The organism is Actinomycetospora sp. NBRC 106375 (genome assembly GCF_030269665.1).
Classification (GTDB): domain Bacteria; phylum Actinomycetota; class Actinomycetes; order Mycobacteriales; family Pseudonocardiaceae; genus Actinomycetospora.
The window spans coordinates 332,680-351,235 of the sequence record NZ_BSTS01000002.1 but is presented as its reverse complement, the minus strand read 5'-3'; the positions used below and the strand labels follow the sequence as shown (position 1 = coordinate 351,235).

Genomic DNA, 18,556 nt, shown 5'->3' with positions numbered 1-18,556 from the left:
AGGTCACGATCGGGTGACGGTCGTTCGGCGGGGTGTCGTCAGCGCGACTGCAGTGCGGCCCAGGTGGTGGCCGCCGCGACGCCGCCGTCGGCGGCGAGCGTCTGCCCGTTCACCCAGCGGCTCTCGTTCGACATGAGGAACGCGACCACCGACGCGATCTCGGACGCCTCGGCGTCCCGCCCGGCCGCGGTGCGGACCCGGGCGAGCCGGCGGGGGTCGGTGGAGCGCTCGATCTCGGGCAGCGACGGCGTCCGCACGGTGCCGGGGGCGACGGCGTTCATCCGGACGCCGTCGCTCCAGGTCAGCGTCGACGAGGCCGTGGTGTAGGCGAGCACGGCCTCCTTCGACACGTCGTAGACCGAGCGGTCGGAACGCTGCTCGCGGCACCACCGCAGCCCTTCGGCGAACGTGCGCGTGGCCAGCAGGGGACGCAGCTCGGCGAGGTGGGCGACCCAGTGCCGGCCCTCCGCCGACGACACGTTGACCACCGACCCGCCGCGGCGGATGCGCCCGAGCAGGCGCTCGGTGAGGTGGCGCATCCCGAGGAAGTTGACCGACAGCACGGTCTCGGCCGACGCGGTGCCGGGGACGCCCGCCACGTTGGCCAGCGCGTCCACCTGGCCGTCGAGCCGCTCGACCGCGGCGTCGATGGACGTCGGGTCGGCGAGGTCGCACAGGAGGTGGGAGATCTCGCGGTCCGGCGGCTCGCGACGGTCGAGCCCGATGACCGAGACGCCGTGGCGGGCGAGGAACTGCGCGAGTGCGCGCCCGACCCCCGAGGAGGCGCCCGTGACCAGGAAGACCGTGCTCATGACGGAGTCAGAGTAGCGGGGCCGGACGAACGGCCGTCGGCGGCCGCGATCGGTGACCCGGCGGTCGCGGTCGGTCGCACGGTTGGGCCGTCAGGGTGGAGATCCTTGGTATACGGCATGCATTGATGTGACCGTCGGTGTCCGAGGCCGATCACCGAACGGAGCGCCCTCGTGATCTCTCGGCGGACCCGCCGGAACCCGTTCCCGGGGCGTGGTGGCGTGGCCCACGCCCCGGGACGGCCCACCCGGGCGCCCGGATCGCCGCCACCGGCGGCATCCGGCTGCCCCCACGGGCTCCGAGACGGCACCATGGGGTCCGTGCAGCTCCACCTCGTCGACGCGTTCACGTCCTCGCCCTTCACCGGCAACCCGGCCGGGGTGTGCCTCACCGACGCCGACGACGCGGCCTGGATGCAGGCCGTCGCGGCCGAGGTGAACGTCTCCGAGACGGCCTTCGTCGACCTCTCGACGCTCGAGGCCACCGGGGAGGTGGGCCTGCGGTGGTTCACGCCGACCGTCGAGGTCGAGATCTGCGGCCACGCGACCCTGGCGAGCGCGCACGTGCTGTTCGAGCAGGGCCTCGCCACGTCGCCGATCGCCTTCCGGACGGCCGCCGGCGTCCTGCGGGCCGAGGCCCTGGCCGGCGGGGGCATCCAGCTGGACTTCCCGGTCGACGAACCGGTCTCCGCCCTGCCCGACGGCCACCTCGCCGACGAGTTCGCCGACGCCCTCGGCGCCGCGGTCGTCGAGCTGGCCCGCTGCCGCTACGACGTCCTCGTCGAGATCCCCTCCGCCGCGGAGGTGCGCGACCTCGAGCCCGACCTGTCGGTCCTGCGGGCCGCGAGCGGGCGGGGCGTCATCGTCACGGCCCGGGCGGGCGACGACCCCGCCCCGGGCGCACCGGACTTCGTGTCGCGCTTCTTCGCCCCGGCGGTCGGGATCGACGAGGACCCGGTCACGGGCTCGGCGCACTGCTGCCTCGCGCCGTACTGGGCCAAGCGCCTGGGCCGCGAGCGCCTGGTCGGCGCGCAACTTTCGCCGCGGGGCGGCGAGGTCGGCGTCGAGCTGCGGGGCGACCGCGTCCACCTCCGCGGCGACGCCGTGACGGTCAGCCGCGGCGAGCTGTTGGCCGAGGCGACGAAAATCTAGACCATGCGCTCACCGAGGGTGAGCAACAACTCCCCGTTCGGCCCCATGACTGGCGTCGCGCCCGGGTCTTGATTACCGTGCGTGAGAGACGCCGGGTCGACCAGGGGAGCAGCAGTGACGTGGATGTGGATCGTCGGCCTGGTGCTGGTCGCCGTCGGGGTGGCGGGCTTCCTGGCCGCACAGCGGGTCCGCGCGCGGCGTCACGCCATGATCGCGGCCGAGACGCTCCCGATCGCGGAGCTCGAGGAGCACCAGCGCACGCTCGCCGACCTCGGCACCGCCGGCGGCTTCCGCAAGGTCTGTGAGGTGGTCGGCGCCGCGCACCCGCACCCCGAGGGCCCGCTGCGCGCGCCCCAGAGCGGCACGGAGTGCGTCTGGTACCGCCAGACCGTGGTCCACCGCTACAGCGAGTCCTACCGCGACTCCGACGGCGACTGGCAGCGCCGGGAGCGCAGCGAGACCGTCCTCGACGAGACCTCGCGGCAGGGCTACGCGCTCGTCGACAGCTCCGGGATCATCGGCGTCGACCCGAACGGCGTCGCGCCCGACCGCCCCGAGAAGATCCACGAGCGCTTCGTGCCGGGGGCGCCCGGGCCGGGCGGCTTCGTCAACGCGCTGCAGGGGTTCACGGGCCAGGGGAGCAGCGACTCGCTGGGCATGACCTACACGGAGTGGGTCATCCGGCCGGGCCGGCCGCTCTACGTCCTCGGCGAGGTGCACGACCGCATCGGCCCGCTCGTGATCGGCAAGCCGGAGTCGTCCTCGGACCACTTCATCGTGTCGACGCGCAGCGAGGAGGAGCTGCGCAACGACGCGGTGGGCCACCAGCGCTGGTTCGCCTGGGGCGGCGCGGCCCTCGCCGTCGTCGGCCTCGTGCTGACCGTGGTCGGGCTGGTGAGCTAGGAGCCGGGCCGATCTAGAGGTCGCCGCCCTCGTCGAGGAGGCGGTCGATCTCGCGGCGCAGCAGGCCCAGCCGGGCCTCGCGGACCAGCGGGATGTCCCGGCGCCGCCGGCGGACGTCGGCGAGGTCGATGTCGACCGTGCAGGTCTCCTCGGCCTCGGGGCCCTCGCCGCACTCGCCGACGACCTCGCCCCACGGGTCGACGATGTGGCTGCCGCCCCAGAAGGTCAGCCCGCCCTCGACGCCGACGCGGTTCACGAACACCACGAACAGCTGGTAGATGCGGCCGTAGAACGTGGTGATGTTGCGCCAGTACTCCTTGGAGTCGTAGCGCTCGGGCGACATCGACTGGGCCGAGTTCGCGGGCACGAGCAGCAGGTGCGCGCCGTCCTGGGTGGACAGGAAGGCGACCTGGGGCTGCCAGGCGTCGTTGCAGATCAGCGTGGCCGCGCGGTGGCGCCCGCCGCGCACGCCGTAGGCGCGCGAGTGCTGCCCGGGCAGGAAGTGCTTGCGCTCCTCGAACGTCGAGTACGTCGGCAGGTAGAGCTTGCGGTGGGTGTGGACCAGGCGCCCGCCCTCGTAGTAGCCCGCGCTGTTGTAAGTGTGCAGGCCGTGGCCGCCCGCTTCGGGGAAGCCGAGCAGGACCCCGGCGTCGCCCGCCCGCTCCGAGATCTTCAGCAGGCGTGGGTCGTCCGGGGACAGCGAGAGGTCCTGGGGCACCTCGCCGATCTGGTAGCCGGACAGGGACAGCTCCGGGAACACGACGAGGTCGGACTCGTTCTCGACGGCCTCGGCGACGACCCGCTCGGCGCGCTTGAGGTTGCCGTCGAGGTCGCCGAGGGCGGCGTCGGTCTGGGCGAGGGTGATGCGCACGCGGGCTCCTCGGGGTCGGGCGCCGCGGGCGGCGGGAGGGACTACGACGACGCCGGGCCACCCCGGCCGCCTCAGCGCGACCGGCGTGCCCGTCGCGCGACGAGGACGATCAGGCCGGCTCCGCCCACCAGCGCCATCGCTGCTGCCGACCCGACCAGCGCCACGGTGCGCGATCCGGAGTGTGCATCCCGGCCGTCGCTCAGGTCGACCCGACCCGCCCCGGCGGGCGACACGGCGGCCGGGCCGGAGCCCGTGAACTCGTCCGGGCGCACGGCGGCGACGGCCGAGACGGGGTCGACGGTGCCCGCCCCGACCGCGTCGTCGTGGGCGCCGACGGCGGTGGACGCGCCGCCCGGGCGGTCCGCCGACGCGGTCACGCGTGCCATCACCTGGCGGGCGTCGAGGCCGGGGTAGCGCGCGCGGACCAGCGCGACGACGCCGCTGACGTAGGGCGCCGCGAAGCTCGTGCCCTCGATCGGGATCGTGCGCCCCACGCCGACGGGGGCGATCCGGTCGATCACCCCGGGCCCGGTGGGGTCCAGCGAGACGATCTCCGAACCGGGCGCCGACAGCGACACCCACGGCCCGCGCAGGCTCTGCGGGGCGGGGAACCCGTCGCGGCGGGTGTAGCCCACCGACAGCACGTCGTCGCCGAACCAGGCCGGCGCCACGACCTGCCCGGCGCTCTGCCCGTCGGCGCCCTGCGCGCAGGCGCCCGACCCGGCGTTGCCGGCCGCGGCCACGACCACGACGTCCGCGTCGACCGCCGCCCGCACGGCCGCGCGCAGCGGGGCGAGCGCGACCCCGGCGTCCGCCGCCCCGACGCAGGCGGCCTCCGAGATGTTGATCACCGAGGCGCCGAGCCGCGTCGCGCGCAGCACCGCCTCGGCGAGGCTGTCGACGTTGCCGCCGCCGGTGATCGTCGACCCGTCGGGTGCGGTGGTGGTCACGGTCGCGCTCGACTGCCGGATCGCGAGGACCCGCGCGTCGGGGGCGACGCCGACGAACCCGGTGGCCGGGTCGGGAGCGGCGGCGATGATGCCGGCGACGAGGGTCCCGTGGCCGTCGCAGTCCCGGAGCCCGCCCTCGGAGGCCACGAAGTCGCCGCCGTCGACCAGGCGGCCGGCGAGCCGCGGGTGGCGGGACACGCCGGTGTCGATCACGGCGACCGTCTGGCCCGCGCCGCGGGTGAAGCGCCACGCGTCGGTGAACCGCAGGCGCTGCTGCGCCCACGGCGCCCCGGCGATCACCGCGCCGCCGGGACCGGCCGACGTCACGCAGGGGACGCGGGACCGGACCCCGGGGAGCGGGCGCGGTTCGGGATCGAGGCGCGCCAGCGCCGCGGGGTCCGGCGCGGGCGGCGCCGGGGCGTCGGCGGGGAGCGTGGGCGACGGCGCGGCGGCCGCGACCCCGGGGCCCAGCGCGAGCGCGAGGGCGGCGGCGAGGCCGGCGAGGCCGGCGAGCACGGCGCGACCGGTCCGTCGCCCGCGGATCGCCCCCACGCGCGGATGGTAGGGCGCCGGCACCGGTCGGGGGGACGGTTCGGGACAACGTGGCGCCGGGTGACCGGGGTCGGGGCGAGCGTGTGGCGCTACGGACACGAAGTGGCAGCGGTGGGCCACCGCTGACAACGACGCCTGTCACCTCGATGGGCTAGTCGTCCGGGTTGTCGTTTCTCTCCGTAACTATCAAGCTGGAGCCGTGACCGCCACCCTCGACGCGACGCGACCCGCCCACGGCGGCCCCGCGCCCGCGTGGTCGCCCCGCCGGCTGGGGCATCACCGCTACCTCTGGTGGGCGGGTGCCCTCGCCCTCGCAGGGGCCGCCGGGGCGATCGCGGTCGGCCTGGACCGGTCGCCCGGACCCGGCATCGCCGACGACGGCGCGGTCACCGTGCTCACGGTGGTGGTCCTCGCGGTCCCGTTCCTGCTCTGGGGCCTGGTCCACCAGGTCGTCTCGGCCGTGCGCCGCCGGGTGCGCGACGACGTCCGGGTCTACGGCGTGGGCCAGTCGGTGGTCGCCCGTGCCGTCGTCGACGAAGGCGTCCGCTACGTCGTCGACGTCGACCACGCCCCCGCCGCGGTGTCGATCCGGCACCGCCAGGACCCCGGCGGCCCGTCGTCCTGGCTCGACGACGGGGAGCGCCGCCTGCGCCTGCGCGCCCGCGCCAGGCAGATGACGGCGAGCACCGCGGACGGGCCGGTGTTCGTGGCACGCCGGTCGGGTCCGGCCGGGCGTCGGCAGTGGGAGATCGCGGTCGAGGGGATCCGGCTGCGCTGCGAGGTCCGCGGGACGATGCCGGTGCCGCGACGGACGCTGGTCGACGACGACGGGGAGGCCTGGCTCGTCACGGTCGGCCGGGCCCGCCGGGGTCGCGTCCTCCCGCGCGCCCGGGTGCCCGAGCGGCTCTCGCCCGCGGCCGCCGCGTTCGTCGTCTGGGTGGTCGCCGAGCTCGACGCGAAGATCCGTGCCGCGCGCGAGACACCGCTGACGAGCGGCGGCGACGGGAGCTCCGGCGACTCCTCCTGGTGGGACACCGGTGACTCCGCGAGCACGGGCGACGACACTGGGTCGAGCACGGGGTCGAGCGACTAGTTCGCCGTCGGCGGAGTGACCTTCTCGATCGATCGAGAAGCGGCCGCGAGGGCCTACGCTCGTCACCGTGACCCGACCGGTGATCCTGACCGTGGACGACGACCCCGGGGTGTCCCGCGCCGTCGCCCGCGACCTGCGCCGCGAGTACGGCGAGAACCACCGCATCGTCCGGGCGGAGTCCGGGCCCGCCGCCCTCGACGCCCTCCGCGAGATCGCCCTGCGCGGCGAGCAGGTGGCGGTGATCCTCGCCGACCAGCGCATGCCGCGGATGACCGGCGTGGAGTTCCTCGAGCAGGCCATGGACCTGTTCCCGCGGGCGCGCCGCGTGCTGCTGACCGCCTACGCCGACACCGACGCCGCGATCACCGCGATCAACGTCGTCGACCTCGACCACTACCTGCTCAAGCCGTGGGATCCCCCCGAGGAGAAGCTCTACCCGGTCGTCGACAGCCTGCTCGCCGCCTGGCGCGAGACCCCCGACCGGCCGTCGGCGCCGATCCGCATCGTGGGGCACCGCTGGTCGGCGCGGTCCTACGAGCTGCGCGACCTCGCGGCGCGCAACCAGCTCTCCTACGACTTCTACCGCGCCGACGAGCCGGAGGGCGCGCGGCTGCTCGAGGCCGCGGGCGCCGATCCCGAGAAGCTCCCGGTGGTGATCACCGAGGACGGCGGCGCGCTCGTGGAGCCCACCGACGCCGAGGTGGTCGAGGCCGCGGGGCTGGCCACCACGGCGTCGGAGGCGGTGTACGACCTCGTCGTGGTCGGCGGCGGTCCCGGCGGCCTGGGCGCGAGCGTCTACGGCGGCTCCGAGGGCCTGCGCACCGTGCTGGTCGAGTCGCGCGCGACCGGCGGGCAGGCGGGGACGTCCAGCCGGATCGAGAACTACCTTGGCTTCCCGAACGGCGTCTCCGGCGACCAGCTCACCACCCGCGCGCGGCTGCAGGCCGAGAAGTTCGGCACCGAGGTCATCACCACCCGCACCGTGACGGCGCTCGAGCCGAAGGGGCGGGCGCGGGTCGTCCGCTTCGACGACGGGTCGGAGATCACGGCGCACGCCGTCGTCCTGGCCACCGGGGTCTCCTACCGGATGCTCGACTCGCCCGGGCTCGAGCAGCACACGGGCCAAGGCGTCTTCTACGGCGCCGCGGCCACCGAGGCCGCCTCGTGCGCGTCCCAGGACGTCTACGTCGTCGGCGGGGCGAACTCCGCCGGGCAGGCGGCGATGAACTTCTCCCGGCACGCCCGCCGGGTCGTGATGCTCGTGCGCGGCCCGTCGCTGCAGGCGTCGATGTCGCACTACCTGATCGAGCAGATCGAGGCGAACCCGCGCATCGAGGTCCGCACCTGTACCGAGGTCGTCGGCGCCGACGGCACGGACCACCTCGAGAAGCTGACGCTGCGTGACAGGAACAGCGGCGCCGAGGAGACGGTCGAGGCCTCCTGGCTCTTCGTCTTCATCGGCGCCGCCCCGCGCACCGACTGGCTCGAGGGCGTCGTGGCCCGCGACGGCCGCGGCTTCGTCCTCACGGGCCCCGATCTGCCCGCCGGTCAGGAATCCCGCCGTCCCGCGGGATGGGAACCGGACCGGGATCCGTTCCACCTGGAGACCTCCGTGCCCGGGGTGTTCGCCGTCGGCGACGTCCGGGCCGATTCGGTCAAGCGCGTCGCGTCCGCCGTCGGTGAGGGCGCGATGGCGGTGAGTCTGGTGCACCGATGGCTGGAGAACCGATGACCACCACAGAGCAGACGTCCGACAAGCTCTCCCGCGAGGAGCTGCGGGGCTTGTTCCTGTTCGAGAAGCTCGACGACGGCCAGCTGGACTGGCTCGCCGAGCACGGCGACAGGGTCGCGTTCTCCGCCGGCGAGACCGTGTGCCGCGAGGGCGACCCGGCGAGCTGCTTCTGGGTGCTGCTCACCGGCGAGGTCGCGATGGCGCAGACGATGCGCGGCGACGAGGTGGAGACCACCCGCACGTCCCAGCGCGGGGCCTACGGCGGCTCGATGCAGGCCTACATCCCGGGCGTCGACCAGACCTACATGCACACGCTGCGCGCCACGAAGGACGCGACGTTCCTCGCGCTGCCGGCCACCGAGTGGGCCGACGCCCTGCGCACCTGGTTCCCGCTGCCGATCCACCTGCTCGAGGGCCTCGTCGTCGGCATGCGCCGCACGTCGACCATCCAGAGCGAGCGCGAGCGCCTGCTCGCCCTCGGGTCGCTGTCCGCGGGCCTGACCCACGAGCTGAACAACCCGGCGGCGGCCGCCCAGCGCGCCACCGAGTCGCTGCGCAGCCGCGTCGCCGGGATGCGGCACAAGCTCGGCCTGCTCGCCTGCGGCAAGCTCGACGGCCCGACCGTCGCGCAGCTCGTGGAGCTGCAGGAGGACGCGGTCAACCGGGCGGAGACCGCGCCGGACCTCTCGGCCCTCGAGGCGTCCGACGCCGAGGACGAGCTCGGCGACTGGCTCGACGACCGCGGCGTCGGCGGCGCCTGGGACCTCGCGCCGGTGCTGGTGGCCGGGGGCCTCGACGCCGAGTGGCTGGACAAGGTCGAGCGCGCGGTGCCCGAGGGCTCGATCGAGGCGGCGGTGCGCTGGATCGCGTACGCCGTCGAGACCGAGACGCTCATGGGCGAGATCACCGACGCGACGAACCGGATCTCGAACCTCGTCGGCGCCGCGCGCCAGTACTCCCAGCTCGACCGTGCGCCGTTCCAGGAGGTCGACCTGCGGGACCTGCTGAAGTCGACGCTGGTGATGATGAACCGCAAGCTCGAGGGCATCCAGCTGGTCAAGGAGCTCGACCCGGACCTGCCGAAGATCCCGGCGTACGCCGCGGAGCTCAACCAGGTGTGGACCAACATCATCGACAACGCGGTCGGCGCCATGCACGGCCACGGCGACGGCACCGGCACGCTGACGATCCGCACACGCCGCGACGGTCCGCACGCGATCGTCGAGATCGGCGACACGGGTCCCGGCATCCCCGACGACGTGCGCCCGCGCATCTTCGAGCCGTTCTTCACGACGAAGGACGTCGGCGAGGGCACGGGTCTGGGCCTGGACATCTCCTGGCGCATCGTCGTCAAGAAGCACCACGGCGACATCCGGGTGCACACCGGTCCGGGCGGCACGACGTTCGAGATCTGCCTGCCGCTCGAGGGCCCGGCGCGCGAGGAGGAGCCCGTCGACGAGACGGCCGACGAGCCGCTGTGACGTACGGGTTAGTTACATAAGCTAAATACCGGGGCAGTCCTCCTCCGTCACCGACGACAAGGAGGTCGTGCCGATGTGTGGCATCGCGGGAGCCGTGGACCTGGCGCGTGGCGTGGACCGCGCCGAGGTCGGCCCGATGGTCGAGACGATGGCCTGCCGGGGGCCCGACGACGAGGGCCTGTGGCTGTCGGGGGACAGCGGGCGCGCCCACGCCGCACTGGGTCACCGGCGCCTGGCCGTCGTCGACGTCCCGGGTGGGCACCAGCCGATGACGCTCGAGCGCCACGGCGAGACCGTGCTGACCCTGGTGTTCTCCGGGGAGGTCTACAACTTCCAGGAGCTGCGCCGCGAGCTCGAGGGCCGCGGCCACGCCTTCCGGACGGCCTCGGACACCGAGGTCGTGCTCGTGGGCTGGCTCGAGTGGGGCTCCGACGTCGTCGAGCGCCTCAACGGGATGTTCGCCTTCGCGATCTGGGACGACCGCAGCGAGGAGCTGTTCCTCGTCCGCGACCGCATGGGCGTCAAGCCGCTCTACTGGTACCCGACGCCCGACGGGGCGCTGTTCGGGTCCGAGCCGAAGGCGATCCTCGCCCACCCCCGCGCCGAGGCCGTGCTGGACCTCGACGGCCTGCGGGAGCTGCTCGCGCACGTCAAGACGCCGGGGCACGGCATCTACCGGGGGATGCACGAGGTGCGGCCCGGCTCGTTCGTCCGCGTGCGGCGCGAGGGCGCCGACGTGCACCGCTACTGGCAGCTCGAGGCGCTCGAGCACACCGACGACCGGGACACCACGGTCGGCCACGTGCGGGAGCTGCTCGACGACATCGTCTCCCGGCAGCTCATCTCGGACGTGCCGCTGTGCTCCCTGCTGTCGGGCGGCCTGGACTCGTCGGCGATCACCGCGCTGGCCGCCGAGAAGCTGCGGGCGCAGGACGCCGGCGCGGTGCGGTCGTTCTCGGTCGACTTCGTCGGCTACGAGGACGCGTTCACCGCCGACCCGATGCGGGACACCCCGGACGGGCCCTACGTCCGTGAGCTCGCCGAGTACGTGGCCGCCGACCATACGGCGATCACGCTCTCCAACGAGGACCTCACCGACCCGGACGCGCGAGCCGCGGTGCTCGCGGCCCGCGACGTGCCCGTGTCGATCGGGGACATGGACACCTCGCTCTACTTGCTGTTCAAGGCGATCCGCGGCCGGTCGACCGTCGCGCTCTCGGGCGAGTCGGCCGACGAGGTGTTCGGCGGGTACCGCTGGTTCCACGACGCCGACGCGGTGAACGCCGACACGTTCCCGTGGATGGCCGCGACGCGGATGGGCCCGCTCGACCACTCCACCGGTCACTTCGCGCCCGAGCTGCGGGACAGGCTGGACCTGGCCGGCTACATCGACGCCTCGTACCGGGACGCGCTCGCCGAGGTCCCGCACGTGGACGGGGTGAGCGCGCAGGAGCGGCGGATGCGCGAGGTCTGCTACCTGCACCTGACGCGGTTCGTGCAGATCCTGCTCGACCGCAAGGACCGCATGAGCATGGCCAGCGGCCTCGAGGTGCGCGTGCCGTTCTGCGACCACCGCCTCGTGCAGTACGTCTTCAACACGCCGTGGGCGCTCAAGACGTTCGACGGCCGGGAGAAGAGCCTGCTGCGCGCCGCGACGCGGGACGTGCTGCCGTCGTCGATCGTCGACCGGGTCAAGAGCCCGTACCCGTCCACCCAGGACCCGGGCTACGAGAAGGCGCTGCGGGCGTCGGTCGCCGACCTCGTGTCCGACCGCGACGCCCCCGTCCGGGAGATCGTCGACCTCGACGCCCTGCGCGCCGCGATCGACGCCCCGCAGGACGGCCCGAGCATCGACACCGACCGCGCGCGCATGGAGTCGGTGCTGCAGATGGACGCCTGGATGCGGCGCTACCGCCCGACGCTCGCCCTGTAGCCGGAGCGCGTCCCCGTGAGGGGCGTCCCCCGGTCACCGTGGGGCAGCACGGCGACCGGGGGACGCGAGACCCCGTGCGGCCGGGCGCGGTCGGTCGCACGGGGGACCGGGTCGTCCCGCGGGACGGCTCGGTGGTCGGCGGGTGACGTCGACGGCCCCGTCCGTCCGGGGCGACCGGCGACCGTGACGGCGGCGCGGCGACTCCGGTGCGAACGACGGCGACAACGGCATCAGTCCAACGAACGACCTCGTCCGCCCGATACGCACTCTCGTTGTCGTGCCCGGGATTCGCGCCGGGCGGTCGTCCGGTTCACCAGTGCGGGTGACGACAAGGATGTGACGTCGGTCTCCTCCATCTCGCCCACGGCCCCCGTCCCCTGTCCCGTCGGCCGCCGAGGGGTCCCGGGCGGTGGGACACTGGAGGACGTGCAGACCGCCCAGGGCCGCAGCGGAGCGGAGCTCGACCCACCCACGGATCCCGTCGGCGTGCCGGTGGTCGGACGTGACCGTACCGATGATGCGGGCTCGGACGACAGGTCCACGGGACGGTCGTCTCCCGGAGGGGCATCTCCGGGTCGGTCGCGGCCGGACGCGGTCGGTACGGGGTTCGTCGGCCTCGTCGACGACGCCGACAAGCGGGCCCGGCTGCGCCGGATGAAGGCCGTCGCGCTCTCGTTCCTGCTCGGCGCCGCCGTCGTGTGGGTGGTCTTCCTGCTGTGGGAGCGCAACGGCGGACCGGCGTTCACGGGCTACGTCCGCGCCGCGGCCGAGGCCGGGATGGTCGGCGGCCTCGCCGACTGGTTCGCCGTCACCGCGCTCTTCCGGCACCCGCTGGGCATCAAGATCCCGCACACGGCGCTCATCCCGCGCAAGAAGGACCAGCTCGGGGCGAGCCTGTCCGGGTTCGTCGGCGAGAACTTCCTGGCGCCGACCGTGGTGGGCGAGAAGCTGCGCGCCGCGCAGATCTCCGCGCGGCTCGGCGGCTGGCTCGCGGCCCCGGGCAACGCCGAGCGCGTCACCGCCGAGCTCGCGACCGTCGTGCGCGGCGCGGTCACGGTGCTGCGCGACGACGAGATCCAGGCCGTGGTCGACCAGGCCGTCACCCGGCGGGTCGTCGCCCAGCCCTGGGGGCCGCCGCTGGGGCGCCTGCTGGCCGGCGTGCTGGCGGACGGGTCGCACCGGCGCCTCGTCGACCTCGTGTGCGACCGCGCGTGCGACTGGGTCCGCACCAACCACGAGACCGTCATGGCGCTGGTGAGCAAGCAGGCGCCGAGCTGGTCGCCCCGCTTCGTGGACGGCATCATCGCCGACCGGCTCTACGCCGAGGCGCTGTCGTTCGCCTGGGCGGTGAAGTCCGACCAGGACCACCCCCTGCGCAAGGCCATCGACCGGTTCCTCGTGTCCTTCGCCGCCGACCTGCAGGACGACCCGGACACCCTCGAGCGGGTCGAGGACATCAAGCGCCAGCTGCTCGAGCACCCGGACGTCCAGGCGCTCATCTCGCGGGCCTGGGCCACCGGCAAGGCGATGCTCCTCGACGCCGCCGAGGACCCGTCCTCGCAGCTGCGCCTGCGGGTCACCGACGGCATCGCCCGCTTCGGTGAGCGCCTCGACGGCGACGCCGAGCTCCGCGACAAGATCGACGGCTGGATCGTCGACGCCGCCGGCTACGTCGTCGGCCGCTACTCCGGCGAGATCTCCACGCTGATCTCCGACACCGTGGCCCGCTGGGACGGCCCCGAGACCTCCCGCAAGATCGAGCTGCAGGTCGGCCGCGACCTCCAGTTCATCCGCATCAACGGCACGCTGGTCGGCGCGCTCGCGGGCCTGGTGATCTACACGGTCGGCGAGCTGCTCGTCTAGGTCCAGAGCACGGCGCCGAGGGCGAGGCCGAGCCCCGCGGCACCGAGGCCGGCGAGGGTCGAGGCGACCGCGTTCATGACGCTCGTGGTCCGGGCGCGCTCGTCCGCGAGGCGGACCGTCTCGTAGGCGAGCGTCGACCAGGTCGACAGGCTCCCGCAGAACCCGATGCCCACGGCGGCCACCACGACGTGCGGGGCGGGACCGCCGAGCACCAGGCCGAGCACGAACGACGCGGTCATGTTCACGGCGAACGTGCCCCAGGGGAAGCCGGTGCCGTGGGTCGACTGGAGCCACCGGTCGGTCAGGTAGCGGGTCGGCGCCCCGAGCGCGGCGCCGAGGGCGACCAGGAGCGCGGTCACCGGAGACCTCCCCGCACGCCCGCGACCCGGCGGCTCACCGCCATGGCCAGGGCCGCGGCGCCGACCGCGGCGAGGACGGTGCCCGCGAGGTAGGCCAGGGCCGTCGCGCGGTGGCCGCCGGCGAGCAGGGTCTGGGTGTCGACCGCGAACGTCGAGAACGTCGTGAACCCGCCGAGGACGCCCGTCCCGAGGAAGGGCCGCACGAGCGGGTGGGCGTCGCGCACCTCGGTGACCACGACGACCAGCACGCCCATCAGCAGGCTGCCCAGCACGTTGATGCCGAACGTGGCCCACGGGAAGCCGCCCGGCGGCGTCGGCAGCCCCAGCCCGACCGCCCAGCGGGCGAGCGAGCCCACGACGCCGCCGAGCGCGACGACGGCCACGGCGGCGCCCTGCCCGCGCAGGACCGGGGCTCCGGGGGGACGTCCGGCGATGACGTCCTCGGCGTCGGGATCCGGGCTGGTCATGTGTCCTCCCTGGGCGCACGTCACTGCCGCTCCAGGGACCGTTGGCGCAGGTCGCGCGGTTGTCGGCGGGCCCCACCGCCATCGGCGCCGGAGCCTAGTCCGTCCCCCGTCCGTGTGTGCGACAGCCCACGTGACCAGCGCAAGCAGAGCGCTTGCACCAGCTAGCACTCGTGTTAGCGTGGGTGTCAGCGAGTTCGGGAGGAGGTGGTCCGGATGCCCAGCACGGACGGGGTCGAGAAGATCGGCCAGGCCGTCGAGGACATCGGGGCCTACATCCGCCGGCAGCGCGAGGGCGCGGAGGTCTCCCTCCGCCAGCTCGCCAAGGTCGCGGGCATCAGCAACCCCTACCTGAGCCAGATCGAGCGAGGGCTGCGGAAGCCCTCCGCCGAGATCCTGGCCCAGATCGCGACCGGCCTGCGGATCTCCGCCGAGGCGCTGTACGTCCGTGCCGGCATCCTCGAGCCCCGGGAGTACTCCCCTGTGCTCGACGCCGTGGCCGCGGATCCGGACCTGTCGGAGCGCCAGAAGCAGGTGCTCACCGACATCTACGAGTCCTTCCGCGGTGGCAACGCCGCCGAGAAGGCCGCCGGGCGCAGCGACGCGACCGGGCCCGAGGGCATCGGGACCGTCCTCGAGGAGGCGGTCGACGCTGCCGTCGACCCCGCCGTCGACACCCCGGCCCAGCGGTCGTCCTAACCGACGTCACGCATCTACCGCCAAGACCACGCAACAGGAGTGAGGACCATCATGGCTGTCACGTTCCCGACCAAGTTCGACGTCCGCGAGGCCCGCGACCAGGCCAACAAGGTCGTCTCGGACGCCATCGACCCGCTGCGGTCGCCGGCTCTGGCCGTGCTCGGCCTGGGCGACGTGGCCGTCGCGACCGCGCGTGAGGCCGTCGGCCGCGTGCAGGCCGGCGCCACCGAGGTGCAGGCCCGCGTCGAGGACCTGCCGTCCGAGCTGCAGGAGCTGCGCACCAAGCTCACGGCGGAGGACTTCCGTCGCCTGGTCGACAGCTACCTGGCCGCCGTCCGCAGCGTCTACACCGACCTGATCAAGCGCGGCGAGGGTGCCTACAAGGACATCACCGCCCAGCCGCAGGTCAAGCAGGCGCTGGCCACGGTCGACCAGGTCGGCAAGGACGTCGAGAAGAACCTCGAGGACACCGTCGAGGGCGTCCGCGTCCGCGGTGAGAGCGCTCTCGCCGAGGTCACCAAGCAGACCCGCTCGGTCGGCGAGCGCGCCGCCCGCGCCACCCAGCGCTTCAGCGCGCAGGCCGCCGAGGCCGTGTCCGAGGCGGGCTCGGAGCTCTCCGAGGAGATCAAGGAGGCCGGCGACGAGGTGGCGTCCGAGACGCGCAGCACCACGCGCAAGGCCGCGGCGCGCACCGCGCCGAAGAAGCAGGGCCCGAAGAACGCCCCCAAGTCGGCGGCCACCGCGACCGCCGCCAAGCGGGCGCCGAAGGCCTGACCCCTCGTCACCCCGCGGGGTGATGCCACACCACCGAACGGCCCCGGGATGCTCCCCGTCCCGGGGCCGTCGTGTGTGCCCGGGAGCCTGCGTGCCTGTCGCGGCTTCTCGCGGTGCACGTACTCTGCGAAGTGTGTCGGTGCTCTACAACCTCGACTTCTATGTGCTGAGCCTGTTGTGGCTGCTCGGGATCCCGGTGGGTCTGTACGCCTTCGTCCACGCCCTGATGCAGCGCTCCGACGCGTTCACGGCCGCCGACAAGCTGACCAAGCCGGTCTGGTGCGCCATCACCGGCGTCGGCCTCGCGATCCTCGCGATCTCCACGAGCGGCCCGTACAGCTTCCTCTGGCTCATCGGCATGATCGCCGTGCTCATCTACATCGTCGACGTGCGTCCCCGGGTCGTCGAGATCCAGCAGGGCCCTCGTTGGTGACCCTGACCGACGAGGCCCGCGCCGTCGCCGGCAGTCTCGAGCCGGAGCCCGCCCTCGCACGCACGGACCTGCTCGCCGAGCCGGTCGTCGTCGCCCTGCGCGCCCTGCCCGAGGACGTCGCGGCCACCTGCCTGGTCGCGGCGATCGACCCGGACCTCGCCGACACCGCCGCCTTCTGCGAGGCCTACGGCTCGCCGCTCGACGCCTCGGCCAACTGTGTCGTCGTCGCCGGGTCGCGCTCCGGGGAGCGCCGCTACGCCGGCTGCGTCGTGCTGGCGACCACGCGCGCCGACGTCAACGGCGCGGTCCGCCGGCGCCTCGACGTCCGCAAGGCGTCGTTCGCGCCGATGGACGAGACCGTCGCGCTCACCGGCATGGCCTACGGCGGCATCACGCCGTTCGGCCTGCCCGCCGGCTGGCCGCTGCTCGTCGACCCCGCGGTGCTCGCCGCGCCCGCGGTGATCGTGGGCAGCGGCATCCGCGGCAGCAAGCTGCTCGTCCCCGGCGAGGTCCTGGGCGCCGTGCCCGGCGCCGAGGGCCTCGACGGGCTCGGTCGCTGAGCCGCGCTACCGCCCGCCGTCGACGCGGGCGTTCCACAGCGCCGTGATCCGGGCGCCCGGGGTGCTGTAGACGGGGTTGGCGGCCGTCGTCGGGAACGTCAGGTCCGAGCCCGGGTCCGAGCGGAACGGGTGCCGGGCGACCTCGGCGTCGTTGAGGGTCACCACGATCGTGCCGCTGGTCCCGATCGTCCCGGAGTTGACCAGCCGGACGGTGACCGTGCAGGTGGGACTGCTGCACACCTCGCCGCTGCCCTCCACCGAGATCGCGAGCTGCGGGCGCTCGGTGAGGGCGGTGAACCAGCTCTTCATCGTCGGCAGCTGCGCGACGAGGCCGGGCACCGTCCCGAGGACCTGCGGGTCCGCCCGGGCGACGGTCGCCGGCCCGGCGCGGCCCGTGCCGAAGCCGGGCAGGTCCATGGCGACCAGCGCCGGCGGGTCGTCGTCGCGCACCGTCAGGCGGGTCTCGTCGGCGGCCCCCGAGGTGAACACCCGGGCCTCCTGACCGTCGACGACGACCGCGTCCTGCTCCCGCAGCCCGGCCGGCGACAGGCGTCCCGCGAGCTCGCCCGGGGACACCCCCCAGGTCGGGAGGCCGTCGGGCAGCGCCGAGCGCGCGTCGGTGAGCCAGACCCCGGCGAGCCGCTCGACCAGCTCCGGCCGGGAGGCCGCGGCGGACCGCTGCCACCACGCCTGGTCGCCCCGGATCGCCTGCTCGGTGCCGGACAGCACGAAGTCGGCGCGCCCGCCGCTGTCGCGGGTCAGGGTGCCCGTCGCGTCGCCGGACCGGTCGACCGTCATCGCGACGGCGACCTGCCCGCCGGCGCGGTCGGCGACGCGCCCGGCGTAGGCCACGCCCTCCCAGCCCCTCATGTCGGCCGAGACCGCCTCGACCGTGGCCGCGGGCGAGCTCGGCCGTGTCACCAGCACGACCGTCGCGACGAGCAGGACCAGGACGACGGCCGCCGCGATCCCGATCGCGAGGAGGCGCCGGCGCGGGCGACCGCTCGGGGGTGCGCCGGGTGCGCCGGGTGCGCCGGGTGCGCCGGGCGGTGGCGGGCCCCAGAACGGGCCGGTGGCGCCCGGGCCGGACGGACCGGGGCCGCCGGGGCCCGGTGGACCGTAGGCGCCGTACGCGCCGTACGCGCCGTAGGCCCCGGGAGCGCCGTGTGCCCCGGGGAACGGGCCGGTCGGCGGGCCCCACGGGCCGGTCCCGCCCGTGGCCGGGGGCGTCCCGAACGCGGGCGCGGCCGCGGCGCCCGGGGGCACGGGCGGCATCGGTCCGGTGCCCGGTCCCGGGTACGGCGCCGGGCCCCACGGGGCGGCCGGGGTCGACGGCGGACCCGCGCCCGGGGCCCCGGGCTGCCACGGTGCGGGAGGGACCTCGTGGCGCCGGGTGCCGCCCTCGGTCGGCGACCCGATGGTGGTGACGGTGGTGGTCGCGGCGGGCGTGCCCTCGGGCGGTGTCGCGACCCCGGTGTCGGCGCCGTCGGACGCGGTCGGGGTGGTGCCGCTCCCTGCGGGAGATGCTTCGGTTTCCGCAGCATCGGCGGCGGGTGTGGCGGCAGCCGCGGCGGCAGGCGAGGTCCCGTCATCCGCCCGGGATGCTTCGGTTCCCGAAGCGTCGGCGGCGGGTGAGCCGGTCGGCCCCGCGGCCACCCCAGCGGTGCCGTCATCCGCGCCGGATGCTTCGGTTTCCGCAGCATCGGTGGCGGATGTGCGGTCCGGTCCGGTGGCCGGCGTCGGGGCGGCGTCCGCGCCCCCGTACGACCGGGTGGGTTGCACGGCGGTGGGGGTGGCGTCGGGGCCCCCGGGCGCGGAGTCCGGGCGGGTCTCGTCGTCCTCGGGCGCCATCGCGCGACCTCCCCCACGCCGCGCCACCAGGGCGCATGATCGACACGCGCACCGTAACCCGTTCGAGGGTCACGGAG

17 protein-coding genes are annotated in these 18,556 nt (G+C 74.5%); 11 read left to right on the top strand and 6 right to left on the bottom strand.

Annotation, left to right across the window (positions count from 1 at the left end; genetic code table 11):
• Nucleotides 1-38 precede the first annotated feature (38 nt).
• A complete protein-coding gene (locus QSK03_RS05195; protein ID WP_285648972.1) occupies nt 39-812 on the bottom strand; it encodes a coniferyl-alcohol dehydrogenase in 774 nt (257 codons plus the stop codon).
• 309 nt (nt 813-1,121) lie between these two features.
• On the opposite strand from QSK03_RS05195, the gene QSK03_RS05190 reads away from it, so the two are divergent.
• Entirely contained in the window at nt 1,122-1,961 is an 840-nt protein-coding gene (locus QSK03_RS05190) for a PhzF family phenazine biosynthesis protein (protein WP_352231945.1), read from the top strand.
• A gap of 123 nt (nt 1,962-2,084) precedes the next feature.
• On the top strand, nt 2,085-2,864 hold the full coding sequence (locus QSK03_RS05185) for an E3 ubiquitin ligase family protein (protein ID WP_285649267.1): 780 nt from the start codon (nt 2,085-2,087) through the stop codon (nt 2,862-2,864).
• Between the two features lie 13 nt (nt 2,865-2,877).
• Here QSK03_RS05185 and QSK03_RS05180 read toward each other — a convergent pair whose 3' ends face one another.
• Both QSK03_RS05180 and mycP read right to left on the bottom strand, forming a co-directional pair.
• Nucleotides 2,878-3,735: a nitrilase-related carbon-nitrogen hydrolase gene (locus QSK03_RS05180; RefSeq protein WP_285648967.1), complete on the bottom strand. Its 858-nt coding sequence runs from the start codon at nt 3,733-3,735 to the stop codon at nt 2,878-2,880.
• A gap of 71 nt (nt 3,736-3,806) precedes the next feature.
• The gene (mycP, locus tag QSK03_RS05175) at nt 3,807-5,237 is read right to left on the bottom strand and encodes a type VII secretion-associated serine protease mycosin (RefSeq protein WP_285648964.1); all 1,431 of its coding nucleotides are present in this window, start codon (nt 5,235-5,237) and stop codon (nt 3,807-3,809) included.
• A gap of 199 nt (nt 5,238-5,436) precedes the next feature.
• On the opposite strand from mycP, the gene QSK03_RS05170 reads away from it, so the two are divergent.
• The 5 genes from QSK03_RS05170 to QSK03_RS05150 all read left to right on the top strand — a co-directional run bounded on the left by QSK03_RS05170 (nt 5,437) and on the right by QSK03_RS05150 (nt 13,339).
• Nucleotides 5,437-6,330 (top strand): hypothetical protein, encoded by an 894-nt coding sequence (locus QSK03_RS05170; protein WP_285648961.1) that lies wholly within the window; start codon nt 5,437-5,439, stop codon nt 6,328-6,330.
• Between the two features lie 67 nt (nt 6,331-6,397).
• On the top strand, nt 6,398-8,062 hold the full coding sequence (locus tag QSK03_RS05165) for an NAD(P)/FAD-dependent oxidoreductase (protein WP_285648959.1): 1,665 nt from the start codon (nt 6,398-6,400) through the stop codon (nt 8,060-8,062).
• Nucleotides 8,059-9,543, top strand: a complete 1,485-nt coding sequence (locus QSK03_RS05160) for an ATP-binding protein (protein WP_285648956.1) — start codon at nt 8,059-8,061, stop codon at nt 9,541-9,543. Before QSK03_RS05165 ends, QSK03_RS05160 begins: the two co-directional genes overlap by 4 nt.
• A gap of 73 nt (nt 9,544-9,616) precedes the next feature.
• Nucleotides 9,617-11,476 carry an asparagine synthase (glutamine-hydrolyzing) gene (gene asnB, locus QSK03_RS05155; protein ID WP_285648954.1) on the top strand — a complete coding sequence of 620 codons (1,860 nt, stop codon included), beginning with the start codon at nt 9,617-9,619 and terminating at the stop codon, nt 11,474-11,476.
• 654 nt (nt 11,477-12,130) lie between these two features.
• A complete protein-coding gene (locus QSK03_RS05150; RefSeq protein WP_285649265.1) occupies nt 12,131-13,339 on the top strand; it encodes a DUF445 domain-containing protein in 1,209 nt (402 codons plus the stop codon).
• On the opposite strand, the gene QSK03_RS05145 is transcribed toward QSK03_RS05150, so the two are convergent.
• On the bottom strand, nt 13,336-13,698 hold the full coding sequence (locus QSK03_RS05145; RefSeq protein ID WP_285648952.1) for a fluoride efflux transporter FluC: 363 nt from the start codon (nt 13,696-13,698) through the stop codon (nt 13,336-13,338). The two genes, QSK03_RS05150 and QSK03_RS05145, sit on opposite strands and share 4 nt — an antisense overlap.
• Entirely contained in the window at nt 13,695-14,165 is a 471-nt protein-coding gene (locus QSK03_RS05140; RefSeq protein ID WP_285648949.1) for a fluoride efflux transporter FluC, read from the bottom strand. The genes QSK03_RS05145 and QSK03_RS05140 overlap by 4 nt, the downstream gene beginning before the upstream one ends.
• Before the next feature lie 213 nt (nt 14,166-14,378).
• On the opposite strand from QSK03_RS05140, the gene QSK03_RS05135 reads away from it, so the two are divergent.
• The 4 genes from QSK03_RS05135 to QSK03_RS05120 all read left to right on the top strand — a co-directional run bounded on the left by QSK03_RS05135 (nt 14,379) and on the right by QSK03_RS05120 (nt 16,628).
• Nucleotides 14,379-14,861, top strand: a complete 483-nt coding sequence (locus tag QSK03_RS05135; RefSeq protein WP_285648947.1) for a helix-turn-helix domain-containing protein — start codon at nt 14,379-14,381, stop codon at nt 14,859-14,861.
• A 51-nt stretch (nt 14,862-14,912) separates the two neighbouring features.
• The gene (locus QSK03_RS05130; RefSeq protein WP_285648945.1) at nt 14,913-15,635 is read left to right on the top strand and encodes a hypothetical protein; all 723 of its coding nucleotides are present in this window, start codon (nt 14,913-14,915) and stop codon (nt 15,633-15,635) included.
• A 133-nt stretch (nt 15,636-15,768) separates the two neighbouring features.
• Nucleotides 15,769-16,068: a DUF2516 family protein gene (locus QSK03_RS05125; protein ID WP_285648943.1), complete on the top strand. Its 300-nt coding sequence runs from the start codon at nt 15,769-15,771 to the stop codon at nt 16,066-16,068.
• A gap of 2 nt (nt 16,069-16,070) precedes the next feature.
• Nucleotides 16,071-16,628, top strand: coding sequence for a YbaK/EbsC family protein (locus QSK03_RS05120; protein WP_285649263.1), 558 nt, complete (start codon nt 16,071-16,073; stop codon nt 16,626-16,628).
• A gap of 6 nt (nt 16,629-16,634) precedes the next feature.
• On the opposite strand, the gene QSK03_RS05115 is transcribed toward QSK03_RS05120, so the two are convergent.
• Nucleotides 16,635-17,903 (bottom strand): hypothetical protein, encoded by a 1,269-nt coding sequence (locus QSK03_RS05115; RefSeq protein ID WP_285648941.1) that lies wholly within the window; start codon nt 17,901-17,903, stop codon nt 16,635-16,637.
• Nucleotides 17,904-18,556: the final 653 nt, after the last annotated feature.

Bases quoted from the DNA above. Each gene is read 5' to 3' on its own strand.
- QSK03_RS05195 (WP_285648972.1), bottom strand. From the start codon at position 812: ATGAGCACGGTCTTCCTGGTCACGGGCGCCTCCTCGGGGGTCGGGCGC.
- QSK03_RS05190 (WP_352231945.1), top strand. From the start codon at position 1,122: ATGGGGTCCGTGCAGCTCCACCTCGTCGACGCGTTCACGTCCTCGCCC.
- QSK03_RS05185 (WP_285649267.1), top strand. From the start codon at position 2,085: ATGTGGATCGTCGGCCTGGTGCTGGTCGCCGTCGGGGTGGCGGGCTTC.
- QSK03_RS05160 (WP_285648956.1), top strand. From the start codon at position 8,059: ATGACCACCACAGAGCAGACGTCCGACAAGCTCTCCCGCGAGGAGCTG.
- asnB (WP_285648954.1), top strand. From the start codon at position 9,617: ATGTGTGGCATCGCGGGAGCCGTGGACCTGGCGCGTGGCGTGGACCGC.
- QSK03_RS05150 (WP_285649265.1), top strand. From the start codon at position 12,131: ATGAAGGCCGTCGCGCTCTCGTTCCTGCTCGGCGCCGCCGTCGTGTGG.
- QSK03_RS05140 (WP_285648949.1), bottom strand. From the start codon at position 14,165: ATGACCAGCCCGGATCCCGACGCCGAGGACGTCATCGCCGGACGTCCC.
- QSK03_RS05135 (WP_285648947.1), top strand. From the start codon at position 14,379: ATGCCCAGCACGGACGGGGTCGAGAAGATCGGCCAGGCCGTCGAGGAC.
- QSK03_RS05130 (WP_285648945.1), top strand. From the start codon at position 14,913: ATGGCTGTCACGTTCCCGACCAAGTTCGACGTCCGCGAGGCCCGCGAC.
- QSK03_RS05115 (WP_285648941.1), bottom strand. From the start codon at position 17,903: ATGCCGCCCGTGCCCCCGGGCGCCGCGGCCGCGCCCGCGTTCGGGACG.